Below are 16,421 nucleotides of genomic sequence, written 5' to 3'. Positions count from 1 at the left end.
TGGCTCTCCTTGCTTTGGTTTTTTAGTGGCTGATGCGGTTGAGATGCCCGTCGAAGAACTCGGTGAGTTTCTCCACCGCCTGCTCGACGAACCGGTCCTTGTAATACAGGTCCATATGCGAAGCTCCCTCGATGTCGAACAGTTCCGCCGTGGGACCGACAGTCCTGACGGCATCCTCGGAGAAGTGTCGCGTGTCCGCCTCGGTGCCCACAATCATCAGCAGAGGGCGCGGGGCGATCCAATCCATATGCTCGAACGGCTGGAAATGCGCCAGCATATCGTATTGCAACAGTCCCCATCCGGTGGAATTGGGGTGCTTGCCCGGACCTTCCACGTAGTAGTCGTAGCATTCGCGGAACATGCTGCGTTCCGGATACGCTTCGGCTTCGGCCCTCGTTCCCGGATTGACATGGGTGAGGAACGCGCCTTCGCCACTCATCTCCAGATTTCGCAGCAGTCCGGCCTGATTGAGCAGGAAGTCGCGCATATCCGGATCCTGCAGAAGTTCGCCCGCCGGGTCCACGGCGCTGACGGTGGCCACCGCCTTCATCCGGCGGTCCGTCTGCGCCGTGTACGAGACGTAGCTGCCGCCCGCGCACACACCCAGAATGCCGATGCGGTTCTCGTCCACGTAGCTGCGCGTCGACAGATACGACACTGCGGAGCGGATGTCTTCGGCGCGTTGGAACGGGTCCTCCAATCCTCGGGGTTCGCCTTCGCTCTCGCCTTGCCGCGCCGCGTCGAATGTCAGCGTCGCGAAGCCTCGTTTGGAGAGTTCCTCGGCGTATCGTCCCGCGGTCTGCTCTTTGACGCCGCCCGCCGGATGGCAGACGACGACTCCGGAGAGCGTGCGGCCGTCGAAATCGTCGGGAATGTAGAGCACTCCCGCGATGTTGAGACCGTGGCTGGTGAAGGTGACGGATGTTTTCATGGATTCCTCCTTGTGGTATGGATTTTGTATCGTCCAAAAATGGACTATTGGGAACAATGATTGGTGCACATCTGCGCGAGACGGGTGGGGCGGATGCCGTTGGTGGCAGCGGCCTGTTGCCCAGGTCGGCGCATATCTGCGCGAGATGGGGAGATTTGTTGGCTAGGCGTTGCTCATGGCGGTGATGCACTGGGTGATGTAGGTTTTGGTCAGCTCGATCAGCGCCTCCTGCTGGTCGTCTGTCAGCCCTTCCATCGCCTTGCGTTCGCTTTCGCGCACGCGCGACAGGATTTCGTCCGCTGCGGTTTTGCCCTCCGGTGTGAAGGCGATGGTTTTGTTGCGGCGATCCTGCGGCATCTCCTCAAGCCTCACCCATCCCTTTTTCCGGAAGGTGGTGATCACCGCGTTCACCGTCTGCTTCGGCAGGAAGCATAGTTCAGCCAATTCTTTCTGCGTGCGATGTTCCGCCGCGTGAAGTTCGCTGAGGATGGTGAGCGCGGTATGGGAGAGCCCGACCGACTTGGCGTATTCCTCGTAGGCCGCGTTCCATTCGTGCAGATACGCGCAATATCGCGCGATCTGCGCCTGTGTTGTTTGCTGCATATGTCATCCCGCCAGTAGGTCTGCAATCAGTACCGTCTATTATTGGATCAATGTAGTCATGTCGGTCGACATGTCAGAGGAACCGCGGCCGTTGCGATGTGTCGCCGCTGTCTAGCCCGCCGGCGGAAGGCATAGTGTCGCAAGTCGTCGGGGTATAGGATGTGAATCATCGAACAAGGAGGTTGCCGTGGGGGAGAACGCGCGTGGCGGGCGCGGCAAGGGCGTTGCCGTGGATCGAACCTTGGATGACGCGCGGCGGGGGATAGCGCGCATCGATAAGGGGACCACGGTGGCCGAGCGGCTGGCGTTGGCGGCCAAATCCTCCGAACTGCTCAGCTCGGTGTGGTCCCTCCCGCCGGCGCAGTTGCTGATGTTTCATCAGGGCACGCGGCTTACCGCGGTCGAGGCAGACTCGACCCCCGGTTTCGACGGAGACAAGGACGATGCCGAGCGCTTTATCGAAATCAGTTCCAGCGAGATCTCACGCTACCAGCGGCTGCTGTATGCGAACGGCACGCGCCGCTCGAACAGGCGCGTGCTGATCGTGCTGCAGGGCATGGACGCTTCGGGCAAGGGCGGCATCGTCAAGCATGTGTTCCGGCAGGGCAATCCGATGGGCATCCACTACCATGGCTTCGGCGCGCCGAGCGACGAGGAGCTGACGCATGATTTCCTGTGGCGTGTGGAGCGCGAACTGCCCAAGCCCGGATGGATCGCCGTGTTCGACCGTTCGCATTATGAAGACATCGTGATGCCCCGCGTGTGGGGCACGCTTCCCGAAGAGGCCTGGCGAGCGCGATACGAACAGGTGGTTGAGTTCGAGCGGGCGCTGCAGGCCGATGGCTGCGCGATTATGAAGATCTTCCTCGTCGTGAGCCGCGAGGAGCAGAAACGGCATTTTCTCGGACGGCTCGATGATCCGACGAAACATTGGAAATTCGATGCCTCCGATCTTGACGCGCGTGAGCATTGGGATGACTATATGGACGCCTGGCAGGAGGTGTTCGAGCGCACCAGCACTCCGGAAGCGCCCTGGTATCTGGTGCCCGCCGACAACCGATGGTATTCGCGGGCCGTGGTCTCGGAACTGCTGCGCACCACCATCAAAAACATGAACCTCACATGGCCGCCGCTCGACTGCGATCGTGATGAGATGCGCCGCCGTCTCGCATAACGGCGAGCCCGCGGTATTCGCCGCCTTGTAGACTGCGAATCATGACAGACGAACAGGGAAGCAATCGGTACGGCTCATTGGGTGCGCTGGCGCCGGACTGGTACGACGACGGCGCGCGCAACCTCGCCGCCGACGACATCTACGAGCGTTTCTTCGACTGGGTGGTCGAGACCAAAGGCATCGAACCATGGCCTCATCAGGAAGAGGCGATTATGGATTTGCTCGCCGGCGACCACGTGATCCTCAACACGCCCACCGGCTCGGGCAAATCCCTCGTGGCGCTCGGCATGCATTTCGCCGCCCTATGCACCGGTCGCCGCTCTTATTACACCGCGCCCATCAAAGCGTTGGTCAGCGAGAAGTTCTTCGATTTGGTGGAGGTGTTCGGCCGTGACCTGGTGGGCATGATCACCGGAGACACGCATATCAACGCGGACGCGCCGATCATCTGCTGCACCGCCGAAATCCTCGCCAACCAGGCCCTGCGCGAGGGCCGCCGCGCCGACGTGGGCTGCGTGGCCATGGATGAATTCCACTACTACGGCGATCCCGAACGTGGCTGGGCCTGGCAGGTGCCGCTGCTCACCCTGCCGCGCACGCAGTTCCTGCTTATGAGCGCCACGCTCGGCAACGTCGACTCCATCGCCGACAAACTTGAATCCATGACCGACACGGATGTGGACGTGATCGCCGACGCGCCCCGCCCCGTACCATTGACCTACGAATACACGCTCGACCCGCTGGAACGCACGGTCGAACTCGCCTTCAACGAAGGATCCACCCCGATTTACGTGGTGCATTTCTCGCAGGACGCGGCGCTGGAAACCGCGCAGGCGCTCGCCTCCACCGGTGTGAGCAGCAAGGAGCAGCGTTCGGCAATCGCCGAAGCCATCAAAGGCACGAAATTCACCACGGCCTTCGGCAAAATCCTGCAGCGGCTGCTGCGCACCGGCGTGGGCATCCACCACGCTGGCATGCTGCCGCGATACCGACGCTTGGTCGAACAGCTCGCCCAGCAGGGCCTGCTGCCGGTGATCTGCGGCACCGACACGCTCGGCGTGGGCATCAACGTGCCCATCCACTCCGTGGTGCTGACCGCGCTGACCAAATTCGACGGATCCAAAATGCGCCGTCTGCGCGCCCGCGAATTCCACCAGATCGCAGGCCGTGCCGGACGCATGGGCTTCGACACCGAAGGACTGGTGATCGCCGAAGCCCCCGAATTCGAGATCGAAAACCAGAAAGCCGTGGCCAAAGCCGGCGGCGACCCGAAGAAACTCAAGAAAATCAAACGCAAGAAAGCACCCGAAGGTTTCGTGACGTGGAATGAGAACACCTTCGACAAGCTCATCGACGCGGACCCCGAAACCCTCGTGCCGCACATGAAGATCACCCACGCCATGGTGCTCAACGAAGTCACGCAGGGAGGCGACGCGCGGCGACGTGTGGACCGGCTTATCGACGACTCCGCGCAAAGCCCGGACCAGAAGGAGCGGCTGCACCAGCGCGCCGACGAGATCTTCCAGACATTGTTCGACACCGACGTAATCGAAACCGAAGACCGTGACGACGGCGGCAAAGACTACTTCCTCACCGTCGACGTGCCCGACGACTTCGCGCTCGACCAGCCATTGAGCCCCTTCCTGCTGGCCGCGCTGGAACTGCTCGACCCGGCGAGCCCCACCTACGCGCTCGACGTGATCTCCATGGTGGAGGCCACCCTCGAAGACCCCAAGCAGGTGCTGCGCGCCCAGGAACGTGCCGCCCGCGACAAAGCCATGGCCGACATGAAGGCCGACGGGCTCGACTACGACGAGCGCATGGACCGCCTGCAGGACATCACCTATCCCAAACCCTTGGAAGACATGCTCGACGCGGCCTTCACCCAATACCGTCGCGACGTGCCCTGGGCCAACGACTACTGGCTCAGCCCCAAATCGGTGATTCGAGACATGGTGGAAACCGCCTCCGACTTCACCGGATACATCGGCCGCTACAACATCGCCCGCTCCGAAGGCACGCTGCTGCGGTATTTGTCCGACGCCTACCGCTCGCTCGCCCGCACCGTGCCCGTCGACAAGCGCGATGAACAGCTGAGCGACATCATCGCCTGGTTGCGCGTGCTTGTGCGCTCCATCGACTCCAGTCTGGTGGACGAATGGGAGAACGCGGGCTCGGCCGACGCCAGCGAGGCCGCCGCCGCGCTCGCCGCTCCGGGCCGGCGCGACGAGGTGATCGAGGACCGCCGAGGACTCACCGTGCTGGTGCGCAACGCCCTGTTCCGCCGCGTGCAGCTGATGGACCTCGACCGTCCCGAAGAGCTGGGCGCTCTCGACAAGGACTGGGGCTACGGCGTGCACGAATGGGAGGACGCGCTCGACGACTACTACGACGCGCACGAATACGTCGGCGTCGATGCGGCCGCACGCTCCGCCGACCTGTTCGTGCTCGACGATTCGCACGAGCGAGATGAGCACACCTGGAAGGTGCGGCAAATCATCGACGACTCCGACGGCGACCATGATTGGGCCATCGTCGGCGTGGTGGATCTCGACGCCACCCAGGAAAGCGGCGAGGTCGTGTTCGTCGACTATTCGGTGGCCGCCGCATAGCCTCTCTGCCGTGCCATATGCCACGCCTATGAGTCGAACAAGTGTTCGACGTGGGGTACAGTGGTGCGTATGAGCGATCAGGATTTGTTTGGGGCGACGGACGCTCCCGAGGATATGACGCGGCCGCTGGCGGTGCGCATGCGCCCGACCACCGTGGACGAGGTGGTCGGGCAGCGCCATGTGCTGGGGGAGGGATCCCCATTGCGCAGGCTCGCGAATCCGGCATCCAAAGGATCGCTGACCGCGCCGAGCTCCATCATCATGTTCGGACCTCCCGGCGTGGGCAAAACCACGCTCGCCACCATTGTGGCGCGCCAATCCGGTCGTGTGTTCGAGGAACTGTCCGCGGTGACCAGCGGTGTGAAGGACGTGCGCGACGTGCTGCAGCGCGCGCACGACCGGCTGGTGAGTCGGGGCGAGGAGACCGTGCTGTTCATCGACGAGGTGCACCGTTTCTCCAAATCACAGCAGGACGCGCTGCTTCCGGCGGTGGAGAACCGCGATGTGACCTTCATCGGCGCGACCACCGAAAACCCGAGCTTCTCCGTGATCAAGCCGCTGCTCAGCCGCTCCGTGGTGGTCAAACTCGAATCGCTGGAGCCCGACCAGCTGACCGAACTCGTCAGACGCGCCCTGGAATCCGAGAAGGGGCTTAAAGGCGAGGTCAAAGCCAGCGACGAGGCCATCGACGAAATCGTGCGCATGGCCGGTGGCGACGCGCGCAAAAGCCTGACCATCCTCGAGGCCGCAGCGGGGGCCGTGACTCATGACGAGGCGCGCAAGAAGGGCGCTCGCCGCCCCATCATCACCCCCGAGATCGTCGGCACCGTGATGGACACGGCCACCGTGCGCTATGACAAGGACGGCGACGACCATTACGACGTGATCTCCGCGTTCATCAAATCCATGCGCGGCTCCGACCCTGACGCGGCCATCCACTATCTCGCCCGCATGATCCGGGCGGGGGAGGACCCGCGTTTCATCGCCCGTCGTATCATGATCGCCGCGGCCGAGGAGGTGGGCATGGCCGCCCCGCAGATCCTGCAGGTCACTGTGGCCGCCGCGCAGGCCGTGGCGCTGATCGGCATGCCCGAGGCGCGCATCATCCTCGCCGAGGCGACCATCGCCGTGGCCACCGCACCGAAGTCCAACGCCAGCTATATGGCCATCAACGAGGCGCTCGCCGACGTGGACGCCGGGCGTATCGGCCAAGTGCCGCTGCACCTGCGCAACGCGCCCACCGCGCTGATGAAGCAGTGGGGCAACCACGAGGGATACCAGTACGCGCATGACGCGCCCGGTGCCGTGGCCCCCCAGCAGTACATGCCGGACGAATTGCGCGGCCGCGAATACTACCATCCCAACGATCGCGGCTACGAGCACGAGGTGGGCCCGCGTCTGGAGAAGATCCGCGCCATCCTGCGCCAAGCGCAATAGCCGAGAGACGGAAGTCCGGGCTGTGCTCCCCTCTTGGGCAGTGCGGGGGAGCGATGGTGCCGTACAATATCGTGTGGGCCACGGGGAACACCCGCGTAAGGCGAGAACGTGACGCACAGGAACATCGAAGGGGACGTGATGGCGCAGGACGAGAACGGTGAGACGCGGACGATTCTGATCGTCGACGATGATCAGGCGTTGGGGGAGATGCTGTCCATTGTGCTGGAGAACGAGGGCTACCGCACCGTCGTCTGTCTGGACGGTCTGCGCGCCACGGAGATGTTCCCCATCGTGCAGCCGGATCTCATCCTGCTGGATGTGATGCTGCCGGGACTCGACGGCACCGAGGTGGCGCGGCGCGTCAGGCAGACCTCGAACGTGCCCATCATCATGCTGACCGCCAAATCCGACACCACCGATGTGGTGGTCGGCTTGGAGGCCGGTGCCGACGATTACGTGGCCAAACCGTTCAAAGTGGCCGAACTGCTGGCTCGTATCCGCACGCGGTTCCGCATCGCGCGCCCGGCCGTCATAGGCGAGGGTGATGGCGCGTCGGATACGCAGCATATCGAACGCGGTGCCATCACCATCGACCGGCTGACCCACACCGCCGTCAAAAACGGCGAGGACCTGCAATTGACTCCTATGGAATTCGAGCTGCTGTTCGTGCTTGCCGTCAACGCCGGCGAGGCGATCAGCCGTTCCAGCCTGCTCAAAAAGGTTTGGGGATATGAGAATTCGGGAGACACCCGGCTGGTGAACGTGCATGTGCAGCGTCTGCGGGCCAAGGTGGAGGACGACCCCGAGAATCCCAAGATCGTGCAAACCGTGCGCGGCATCGGCTACAAGTTCGTCCAGCCGGCCATGCCGGTGTAGCGGCCGGAGGGGTGAACGATGACGCCGCGGGCTCCACGTCGTTTCCGTTTGCGCAATCTGCTGCGTCGCGGACGGGCCGAAGTGCGCCGGTCGCTGCAGGCGCGCACCGTGGCCGTGGTGGTTCTGGTCGCGTTGGTGGTGGCCGTCGTGTTCTCGGCCGTCTCGATGGTTTCGGCCCGCAACTCGTTGCTCAACCAGGTCTCCACCCAGTCGCGCAACGACTTCACCAACCAGATTCTGCGCGCCCAGGATAGCCTCAACTCCGCGGACGTCTCGCCGAACGCGCAATACCAGCGGCTGGTGAACGACGTGGCCTCCACGATGCAAAGCGAAGGCGCGTCGAACCTCATCGGCGTGTACATGTGGAGCCGAAGCACGTCCAGCAACGCCATCATTCCGGTCTCCACCGAACCCACGTATACGGCGCTGGTCTCCGACGAGATGCGTTCCGGAGTCACCAACGACACCGAAGGCAACGTGCTGTACCAGCCGGTGGAATTCGACCAAGGCACGACCACCTATCCGGGGGCGGTGCTGGGCACCACGCTGCAGTTCGGCAATGTGGGCAATCTCGAGGTGTATGCCCTCTACTCCTACGAAAGCGAGCAGAAGTCGCTGACGCAGATCCAACGCAATCTGCTGATCGTCTGCGTGCTGCTGAGTGTGATGATGGGTCTGCTGGTGTGGTGGGTGATGCGCGGCATCATCCGCCCGGTCGAGTATGTCGCCGTGGCCGCCGAAACGCTGGCCTCCGGCGATCTGAACGCGCGCGTGGCGGAGAACCGCAACGACGAAATCGGCACGCTGCAGCGCTCCTTCAATGCGATGGCCGACACGATCACCCAGAAAATCGACGAATTGGAGGAGGCCGGCGCCGGGCAGCGTCGGTTCGTCTCGGATGTGAGCCACGAGCTGCGCACGCCGGTGACCACCATGCGCATGGCCTCCGACCTGCTGGAATCACGCAGAGACGAGTACGATCCCACCACCAAACGCACGGTGGAGCTGCTGTCCGGGCAGATTGGGCGCTTCCAGGACATGCTCGCCGATCTTCTGGAGATCTCGCGCTACGACGCCGGGTACGCGGCGCTCGACCTGGTGGAGACCGACGTGCGCGAGCTTATCGAAAACGCAGTGGATCAGGTGTCCGGCATCGCCGCGGCCAAACGGGTTCCGATCCATGTGGACGTGCCGCATGTGCAGGTGCTGGCGCGCGTCGACGGCCGCCGCGTGATCCGCATCATCCGCAATCTGCTGTCCAACGCCGTCGACTTCGCCATGGACAATCCCGTCGAGGTGAGGCTGGCGGCGAACCGCAAGGCGGCGGTGATCAGCGTGCGCGACCATGGCGTCGGCATGAGCGCGGAGCAGTTGGAGCATGTGTTCGACCGATTCTGGCGCGCCGACCCCGCCCGGGCCCGCACCACAGGCGGATCGGGCTTGGGGCTTTCGATCGCGATGGCCGACGTGAGGCTGCATCAGGGCGATATCCGCGTGCGTTCCGAAATGGACGAGGGCACGTGGTTCCTCGTCGTGCTGCCGCGCGACCCGGACGGCGGTGCCGTGGCCGATGGCGACCTGCCGGTGCGTTTCGTCGACGATCCCAGACGGATGCGCATCGAGGGCGGTTTCGGCTTGGCGGACAACCGCATGTCCGACTACCGGGTGAGAGGGGACGACCATGACGAATAGACGTATCGCGCGCGCGGCGCGGGTGGCGCTCGCCATACCGCTGGTGTGCGGCCTGTTGTGCGCATGCTCCAGCCCGCTGGGCCTGCCGACCCACGGCGACGTGCAGACGATGGCACCGGCCGTGCAGGAAAGCCACCGCGTGTTCACCGAGCCGGAAGGGCCGATGGACGACGCGCAACCCGAAGATATCGTGGAGGGATTCTTCGACGCGATGCCAGCCGGCGTGCAGAACGACGGTTTTCAGGTGGCCCGTGAGTTCCTCTCGCTCGACGCCGCCGAAAGTTGGCAGGGCGACGGCACCGCGATCGTGTATTCCGGAGTCCCGACGTTCGTGCGGCGCGCGAACACCATGGAATCCGCGGCCGGGGGCGCCAGCAGTCTGGTGATCGAAACCACCATGGACGTCGTCGGCACGCTTGACGCGCATGGCGTGTACGTGCCGGCCGACGGCGACGCCTCCGATGTGGTGAGCTTCACGTTGGCCAAGGAGGATGACCAGTGGCGCATCGACGATCCTCCGAACGGGGTGATGATCTCCGAATCCGATTTCGGGCAGGTGTTCCGCCAGGTGTCGCTGTATCAGGTCGGCGCGTCCGGCGACGTGCTGGTGCCGGATGTGCGGTGGTTGAGCTGGCGCAACTGGCGCGTTCGGGCGGTGGTCGAGCTGCTCGCCGGCGGCGCGTCATGGTTGGGCGCGGCGGTGACGTCGGCGAACACGCACAATGTGGAACTCGCCGCCGATTCGGTTCCCGTGGAGGACGGCGTGGCCCGCGTGCGCCTGAGCGACGGGTTCGATGATTTGGACGAGCGCGGCAAAAGCGTGCTGGTGCGCCAGATTTTGCTCACCCTCGGCGAAGGCGATGAAGGCTACGATGTGGAGGTGTTCACCGACGATGGCGCAGGGCGCTATTCATCCGATGACGCCGATATGGAACTGACCGTGGCGCAACCGTCCTCGTCGGTGTATTCGCTGAGCTCCGGCATCATCGTCTCCTTGGATTCGTCCAGTCCCGTGCGCGTGGGGCAGACCGACGGATTCGACGATGCCAAAGGATTCGTCTACGACGGCGACGGCGGGGCGGTGCTGCGCGCCGACGGCATCGTCGAATGCCTGCGCGCCGACGGCACCTCATGCGGCGAAATGTTCGCGGGGAGTCGCATCTCGTCCATCGTCGGCGGATACGACGGCGAGATATGGGCGGTCGGTGAGGACGGGCGCTCGCTGATGGTCTCCCGGGATGGTGCTTCCACGATGGTTCCCGTGCCCTGGCTGGGGGATATGCGGATAACGGCGGTGGCGGTGTCTCCCGAAGGTGCACGTATGGCTCTGGTGCTGCGCGTCGGCGAAGACGGGACGCAGGTGGCGATGTCCGGCGTGGTGCGGGGCGAGGGCGGCGCGGTGATGACCATCGGCGATGGCTATACGCCGATCTCCATGCAGTCCGGGGTGGCGATGCTGACGTTCTACAACGACACGACCGTGGTGTACGCCACCGACGACGCGGATAACCAGCTCGCCTTCCGCCAGCTTGGGCCGGGACCCGAAGAGGCGCAGAAACTGCCCTCGGCCACGGTGACGTCGCTTGCCGCCGGGCAGATCTCCCAATACCGTCGCCTCGCCGTGCTCGACGAACGGGGCATCGTGCGTGCGGTCAGCGGTTCCCTTGACGGCTCCTGGTCCATCGTCGACTCGCAGGTCACCGCGCTTGCCGCGCAGTGAGATGGAGCGGCGAGACCGTGGGGTACAGGCTGTTATCAAGCGTCGTGGGCTGTTATCAATTCGTTATCAAGCTGTTATCGATTCGTTATCGCTGTGGATTGAACGGCAGGGGCGGCCAAACCATAATCGGTGTTATCGATGACACGCAGTCGTCGCAGGGGAACGGTCCCCTGGCAACCACACTCGAGGAGGAGTAACTCATGAAGAATTGGAAGAAGGCCCTTGCCATCGTGGCTTCCGCCGCAACCCTAGTGAGCTTTGCAGCCTGCGGTTCCGCCAACGCCGGTGATTCGGGCGACGGCGGCGATTCCGGCAAGAAGACCATCGGCTTCGTGGCCGTCGGTCCTGAGGGCGGCTTCCGTACCGCCAATGAGAACGATCTGAAAGCCGCGTTCGAGGACGCCGGTTTCGAATTGACCTATTCCCCGACGTCGAACAACGACCAGCAGAAGCAGATCCAAGCGTTCAACAAGTTCATCAATGACGAAGTCGACGCCATCGTGCTCTCCGCCACCGAGGACAAGGGTTGGGACGAGTGCCTGAAGAAGGCCAAGGAGGCTGAGATTCCGGTCTTCACCGTCGACCGCAACGTCTCCGTGGAGGATGAGGACGCCAAGTCCGCCATCGTCTCCCACATCGGACCGTCCAACGAGTGGGCCGGCGAGCAGGCCGCCAACTTCGTCAACGAGAACTTCCCCGACGGCGCCACCGGCTTCATCCTGGAAGGTCCCGCCGGCCTGTCCGTGGTGAACGACCGCCAGGCCGGATGGGACGAGACCATCAACTCCAACGTCACCGTGCTGGAATCCCAGTCCGCCAACTGGTCCACCGATGAGGCCAAGACCGTGACCGCCGGCCTGCTGAGCAACCACAAGTCCGAGAATCCGCAGTTCATCTTCGCCCAGAACGACGAGATGGGTCTCGGCGCGGCCCAGGCCGTTGAGGAAGCCGGTCTGAAGGGCCAGGTCAAGATCATCACCATCGACGGCACCAAGGCCGCCCTGCAGGCCCTGGTCGACGGCGACCTCTCCTTCGTGATCGAATACAACCCGATCTTCGGCGAGGAGACCGCCAACGCCGTCAAGGATTACCTGGATGGCAACGAGATCGAGGCCGACATCGTGATCGACTCCAAGACCTTCGACGCCGAATCCGCCAAGGAAGCCCTCGACGCCGGCACCCGTGCCTACTGATAGCAGGCTCTGAAAGGGCCTGAAGGCCGATAACGCAACATCGTGGTGCGCGCAGCGGAACCGCCCGCTGGCGCACCACAATCATATCCGGCCGAAATATCACAAAACGATAACAATCCTTATCCCAAAGGCAACGACATGACAAGCAACGAACCAATCGTCGTGATGAAAGGCATCACGATCGAATTCCCGGGCGTCAAGGCCTTGGACGGCGTCAACCTCCGCCTGTTCCCGGGCGAGGTCCACGCCCTGATGGGCGAGAACGGCGCCGGCAAGTCGACGATGATCAAAGCGCTCACCGGCGTGTACAAAATCGATGCCGGATCCATCGTGGTCGACGGCAAGCCCCAGACCTTCAACGGCACGCTCGATGCGCAGAACGCGGGCATCGCCACCGTGTACCAGGAAGTGAACCTGTGCACCAACCTCTCCATCGGCGAGAACGTGATGCTCGGCCACGAGAAGCGCGGCCCCTTCGGCATCGACTGGAAGAAAACCCACGCGGCCGCCAAGCAGTACCTCGCCCAGATGGGCTTGGAGCATCTCGACCCGCATGCGCCGCTGAGCTCCATCTCCATCGCCATGCAGCAGCTCGTCGCCATCGCCCGCGCGATGGTGGTCGACGCGAAGGTGCTGATCCTCGACGAGCCGACCTCGTCGCTGGACGCCAACGAGGTGAAGGATCTCTTCGCCATCATGCGCAAGATTCGCGACTCGGGCGTGGCCATCCTCTTCGTCTCGCACTTCCTCGACCAGATCTACGAGATCACCGACCGTCTCACCGTGCTGCGCAACGGCCAGTTCATCGAAGAGGTGATGACCAAGGACACCCCGCGTAACGAGCTCATCGGCATGATGATCGGCAAAAGCGCGCAGGAACTCAGCCAAATCGGCGCCAAGAAGACCCGTCATGAGGTTGGTCAGGGCGAACAGCCGATCGTCTCCGTCAAGGGACTCGGCCGCACCGGCAAAATCAACCCCACCGATCTGGACATCCACAAGGGACAGGTCGTCGGCTTCGCCGGCCTGCTGGGCTCGGGCCGCACCGAGCTGGGCCGTCTGCTCTTCGGCGCGGACAAGCCGGAGACCGGCACCTACGAACTCAACGGCAAGAAGGTCGCCATCAACGATCCCTACACCGCGTTGAAGAACAACATCGCCTACTCCACCGAGAACCGACGCGACGAGGGCATCATCGGCGACCTGACCGTGCGTGAGAACATGCTCATCGCCCTGCAGGCCATCCGCGGCATGTTCAAGCCGATTCCGAAGAAGGAAGCCGATGAGATCGTCGACAAGTACATGAAGGAGCTGAACGTTCGCCCGAACGATCCAAACAAGCTCATCAAGAACCTGTCCGGCGGCAACCAGCAGAAGGTGCTTATCGCGCGCTGGCTGGCCACCCATCCCGAACTGCTTATCCTCGACGAGCCGACCCGAGGCATCGACATCGGCGCCAAGGCCGAGATCCAGCAGACCGTGCTCGATCTGGCCGAACAAGGCATGGGCGTCGTGTTCATCTCCTCGGAGATGGAGGAGGTCGTGCGCCTGTCCGACGAGATCGAAGTGCTTAAGGACCATAACAAAATCGCCGAACTCGACAATGACGAAACCGTTTCGCAGGCGACCATCGTCGAGACCATCGCCAACACCAACGTCAACACCGGAAAGGAGGCATGATGGCTGAGAACGCAACCAAAAAGGCGGGCAATCCGATCGTCAAGAAGCTGCTGAGCTCCAACCTGACCTGGTCGGTTGTGGCGCTGCTCCTTCTAATCGCCATCTGCACCATCTTCCAGCACGACTTCCTCGCGCTGAGCTGGAACACCAACACCGGCGGCCTGTCCGGCCCGCTGATCGTCATGCTGCAGGAATCGGCGCGATATCTGATGATCGCCACCGGTATGACTTTGGTCATCTCCACCGCGGGCATCGACCTTTCCGTCGGCTCCGTGATGGCCGTCGCAGGTGCCTCCGCCATGCAGCTGCTGGTCAACGGCGTGAACGTGTGGGTGGCCATCCTGCTGGCTCTGGTGATCGGTCTGGCCGTCGGCTGCTTCAACGGCGCGCTGATCTCCCTGCTCGGTCTGCAGCCCTTCATCACCACGCTGATCATGATGCTCGCGGGCCGCGGTCTGGCCAAGGTGATCACCTCCGGCGAGAACACCGACGCCGGCTCCGTCGCTGGCGGCGCGCCGCTCAGGTGGATGGCCAACGGCTTCATCCTCGGCATTCCCGCGAACTTCGTGATCGCCGTCGTCATCGTGGCGCTGGTCGGCCTGCTGTGCCGCAAAACCGCCATGGGCATGATGATCGAATCCGTCGGCATCAACGCCGAGGCCTCCCGCATGACCGGCATCAAGCCGAAGAAGATCCTCTTCCTCGTCTACGCCGTCTCCGGTCTGCTGGCCGCGGTCGCCGGCCTGTTCGCCACCGCGTCCGTGATGCGCGTCGACGTGGTCAAAACCGGCCAGGATCTCGAAATGTACGCGATCCTCGCGGTCGTCATCGGCGGCACCTCGCTGCTCGGCGGCAAGTTCTCCCTGCTCGGCAGCGCCCTCGGCGCCGTCATCATCGCCATGATCCGCAAGACCATCATCACCCTCGGCATCGATTCGGCCGCCACTCCGGCCTTCTTCGCCATCGTCGTGATCGTGATCTGCGTGATGCAGGCTCCTAAAATCCATAACCTGAGCGCCGAAATGAAACGCAAGCGCGCGCTCAAGGCCGAAGCGAAGGCGGTGGCAGCATGACCGGTGCAGCAGCGACCAAAGTCAAGAAGTCCGCGGGTACGAAGCGGCGTCTCAATACGCAGATGATCCCGACGATCGCGGCAGTGGTGATCTTCATCCTCATGCTCGTGATGGGGCAGGCCCTGTTCGGCACCTACTCCCGACTCGGTTTCTTCTCATCCCTGTTCATCGACCACGCCTATCTGATCATCCTGGCCGTGGCCATGACCCTGCCGGTGCTCACCGGCGGCATCGACCTGTCGATCGGCGCCATCGTGGCCATCACCGCCGTCGTCGGCGTCAAAATGACCAATGCGGGCGTGCCTTCGTTCGTCGCGCTGATCGCGATGCTGGCCATCGGCATGGTGTTCGGTCTGATAGCCGGCACGCTGATCGAGGAATTCAACATGCAGCCGTTCATCGCGACATTGGCGACGATGTTCCTGGCACGCGGTCTCGCCTCGATCATCTCTACCGACTCGCTGAGCTTCCCGGAAGACAACAACTTCGACTGGATCAGCAACGAGATCAAGATCATCGACAACCCGAAGATCTCCAACGATCTGTCGTTCAACGTGGGTGTCGTCATCGCGATTCTTGTGGTGGTGTTCGGCTACATCCTGCTGCACCACACCCGCACCGGCCGCACCATCTACGCCATCGGCGGCTCCCGTTCCTCCGCGGAGCTTATGGGTCTGCCGGTCAAGCGCACGCAGTATCTGATCTACCTCACTTCCGCCACGCTGGCGGCCCTCGCCTCCATCGTGTACACAGCGAACATCGGTTCTGCCAAGAACACGGTCGGCGTCGGCTGGGAGCTTGACGCGGTCGCCTCCGTGGTCATCGGCGGCACCATCGTCACCGGCGGCTTCGGCTACGTGCTCGGTTCTGTGATCGGCGCTCTGGTGCGCTCCACCATCGACCCGCTGACCTCCGACTTCGGCGTGCCCGCCGAATGGACCAGCATTGTGGTCGGCCTGATGATTCTGGTCTTCGTGGTGCTGCAGCGTGTGATCACCGCGGTGAACAAGAAAGAATAGGGGGAAGGCCGCCCGGTCCGTGCCTTTCGCGATGTAAGTCGCGAAAGGCACGGATGGTGCGCCGCAATCCGATTCATTCCTTCCACATACGTTCTTCTCCTTGTCCATTGCAAGTGAGGGCGCAGTCCGGTTCGTCCGGTCCGCGCCCTCGCGCGTTTACTGGGCATCATCTGACATTGCTTGGCACCATCCGCCACCATCCGCCACCATCCGGCATCGTCCGGAGCGTTGGTCGGAGCATCACCCGGAGCATCGGACGTGCGGTGCGTTCGTGCGGTCGAGTCCACCCGTCGAATCCGCGCGCGACGCGCCCGAAGCAGAGGCGGTATGGTCGGCGCGTGCCGCTACACTTCCTCTTTGGCCATGCTCCAAACGACGCGGAATCCATACGCGGTTCGTACTTCATGGCTT

12 protein-coding genes are annotated in these 16,421 nt (G+C 63.2%); 10 read left to right on the top strand and 2 right to left on the bottom strand.

Features of this window, described 5'->3' with window-relative positions:
- Positions 1-22: 22 nt before the first annotated feature.
- Positions 23-931: an alpha/beta hydrolase gene (locus AC1AV0_RS01545; protein WP_476570728.1), complete on the bottom strand. Its 909-nt coding sequence runs from the start codon at positions 929-931 to the stop codon at positions 23-25.
- A gap of 162 nt (positions 932-1,093) precedes the next feature.
- Positions 1,094-1,534 carry a MarR family winged helix-turn-helix transcriptional regulator gene (locus AC1AV0_RS01540; RefSeq protein WP_476570727.1) on the bottom strand — a complete coding sequence of 147 codons (441 nt, stop codon included), beginning with the start codon at positions 1,532-1,534 and terminating at the stop codon, positions 1,094-1,096.
- Between the two features lie 229 nt (positions 1,535-1,763).
- Between AC1AV0_RS01540 and AC1AV0_RS01535 the strand changes: the two genes are divergently transcribed.
- From AC1AV0_RS01535 to fruG, 10 genes are all read left to right on the top strand, one after another.
- A complete protein-coding gene (locus AC1AV0_RS01535) occupies positions 1,764-2,708 on the top strand; it encodes a PPK2 family polyphosphate kinase (protein ID WP_476570936.1) in 945 nt (314 codons plus the stop codon).
- Between the two features lie 41 nt (positions 2,709-2,749).
- Positions 2,750-5,320, top strand: coding sequence for a DEAD/DEAH box helicase (locus AC1AV0_RS01530; protein WP_476570726.1), 2,571 nt, complete (start codon positions 2,750-2,752; stop codon positions 5,318-5,320).
- 69 nt (positions 5,321-5,389) lie between these two features.
- A complete protein-coding gene (locus tag AC1AV0_RS01525) occupies positions 5,390-6,757 on the top strand; it encodes a replication-associated recombination protein A (RefSeq protein ID WP_476570725.1) in 1,368 nt (455 codons plus the stop codon).
- Between the two features lie 138 nt (positions 6,758-6,895).
- Entirely contained in the window at positions 6,896-7,633 is a 738-nt protein-coding gene (gene mtrA, locus AC1AV0_RS01520; protein WP_476570934.1) for an MtrAB system response regulator MtrA, read from the top strand.
- Positions 7,634-7,651: 18 nt separating this feature from the next.
- Positions 7,652-9,325: an MtrAB system histidine kinase MtrB gene (gene mtrB, locus AC1AV0_RS01515; RefSeq protein ID WP_476570724.1), complete on the top strand. Its 1,674-nt coding sequence runs from the start codon at positions 7,652-7,654 to the stop codon at positions 9,323-9,325.
- A complete protein-coding gene (locus tag AC1AV0_RS01510) occupies positions 9,315-11,045 on the top strand; it encodes an LpqB family beta-propeller domain-containing protein (protein WP_476570723.1) in 1,731 nt (576 codons plus the stop codon). Before mtrB ends, AC1AV0_RS01510 begins: the two co-directional genes overlap by 11 nt.
- A 200-nt stretch (positions 11,046-11,245) precedes the next feature.
- A complete protein-coding gene (fruE, locus tag AC1AV0_RS01505; protein WP_476570722.1) occupies positions 11,246-12,238 on the top strand; it encodes a fructose ABC transporter ATP-binding protein FruE in 993 nt (330 codons plus the stop codon).
- A gap of 138 nt (positions 12,239-12,376) precedes the next feature.
- Entirely contained in the window at positions 12,377-13,918 is a 1,542-nt protein-coding gene (gene fruK, locus AC1AV0_RS01500) for a fructose ABC transporter ATP-binding protein FruK (RefSeq protein WP_476570721.1), read from the top strand.
- Positions 13,918-14,991 (top strand): fructose ABC transporter permease FruF, encoded by a 1,074-nt coding sequence (fruF, locus tag AC1AV0_RS01495; protein ID WP_476570720.1) that lies wholly within the window; start codon positions 13,918-13,920, stop codon positions 14,989-14,991. Before fruK ends, fruF begins: the two co-directional genes overlap by 1 nt.
- On the top strand, positions 14,988-16,010 hold the full coding sequence (fruG, locus tag AC1AV0_RS01490) for a fructose ABC transporter permease FruG (protein WP_476570719.1): 1,023 nt from the start codon (positions 14,988-14,990) through the stop codon (positions 16,008-16,010). Before fruF ends, fruG begins: the two co-directional genes overlap by 4 nt.
- Positions 16,011-16,421 lie beyond the last annotated feature (411 nt).

It is taken from the genome of Bifidobacterium sp. LH_558, assembly GCF_056356295.1.
The sequence above is the reverse complement of the archived record's forward strand: the minus strand, read 5'-3'. Positions and strand labels throughout refer to the sequence as shown.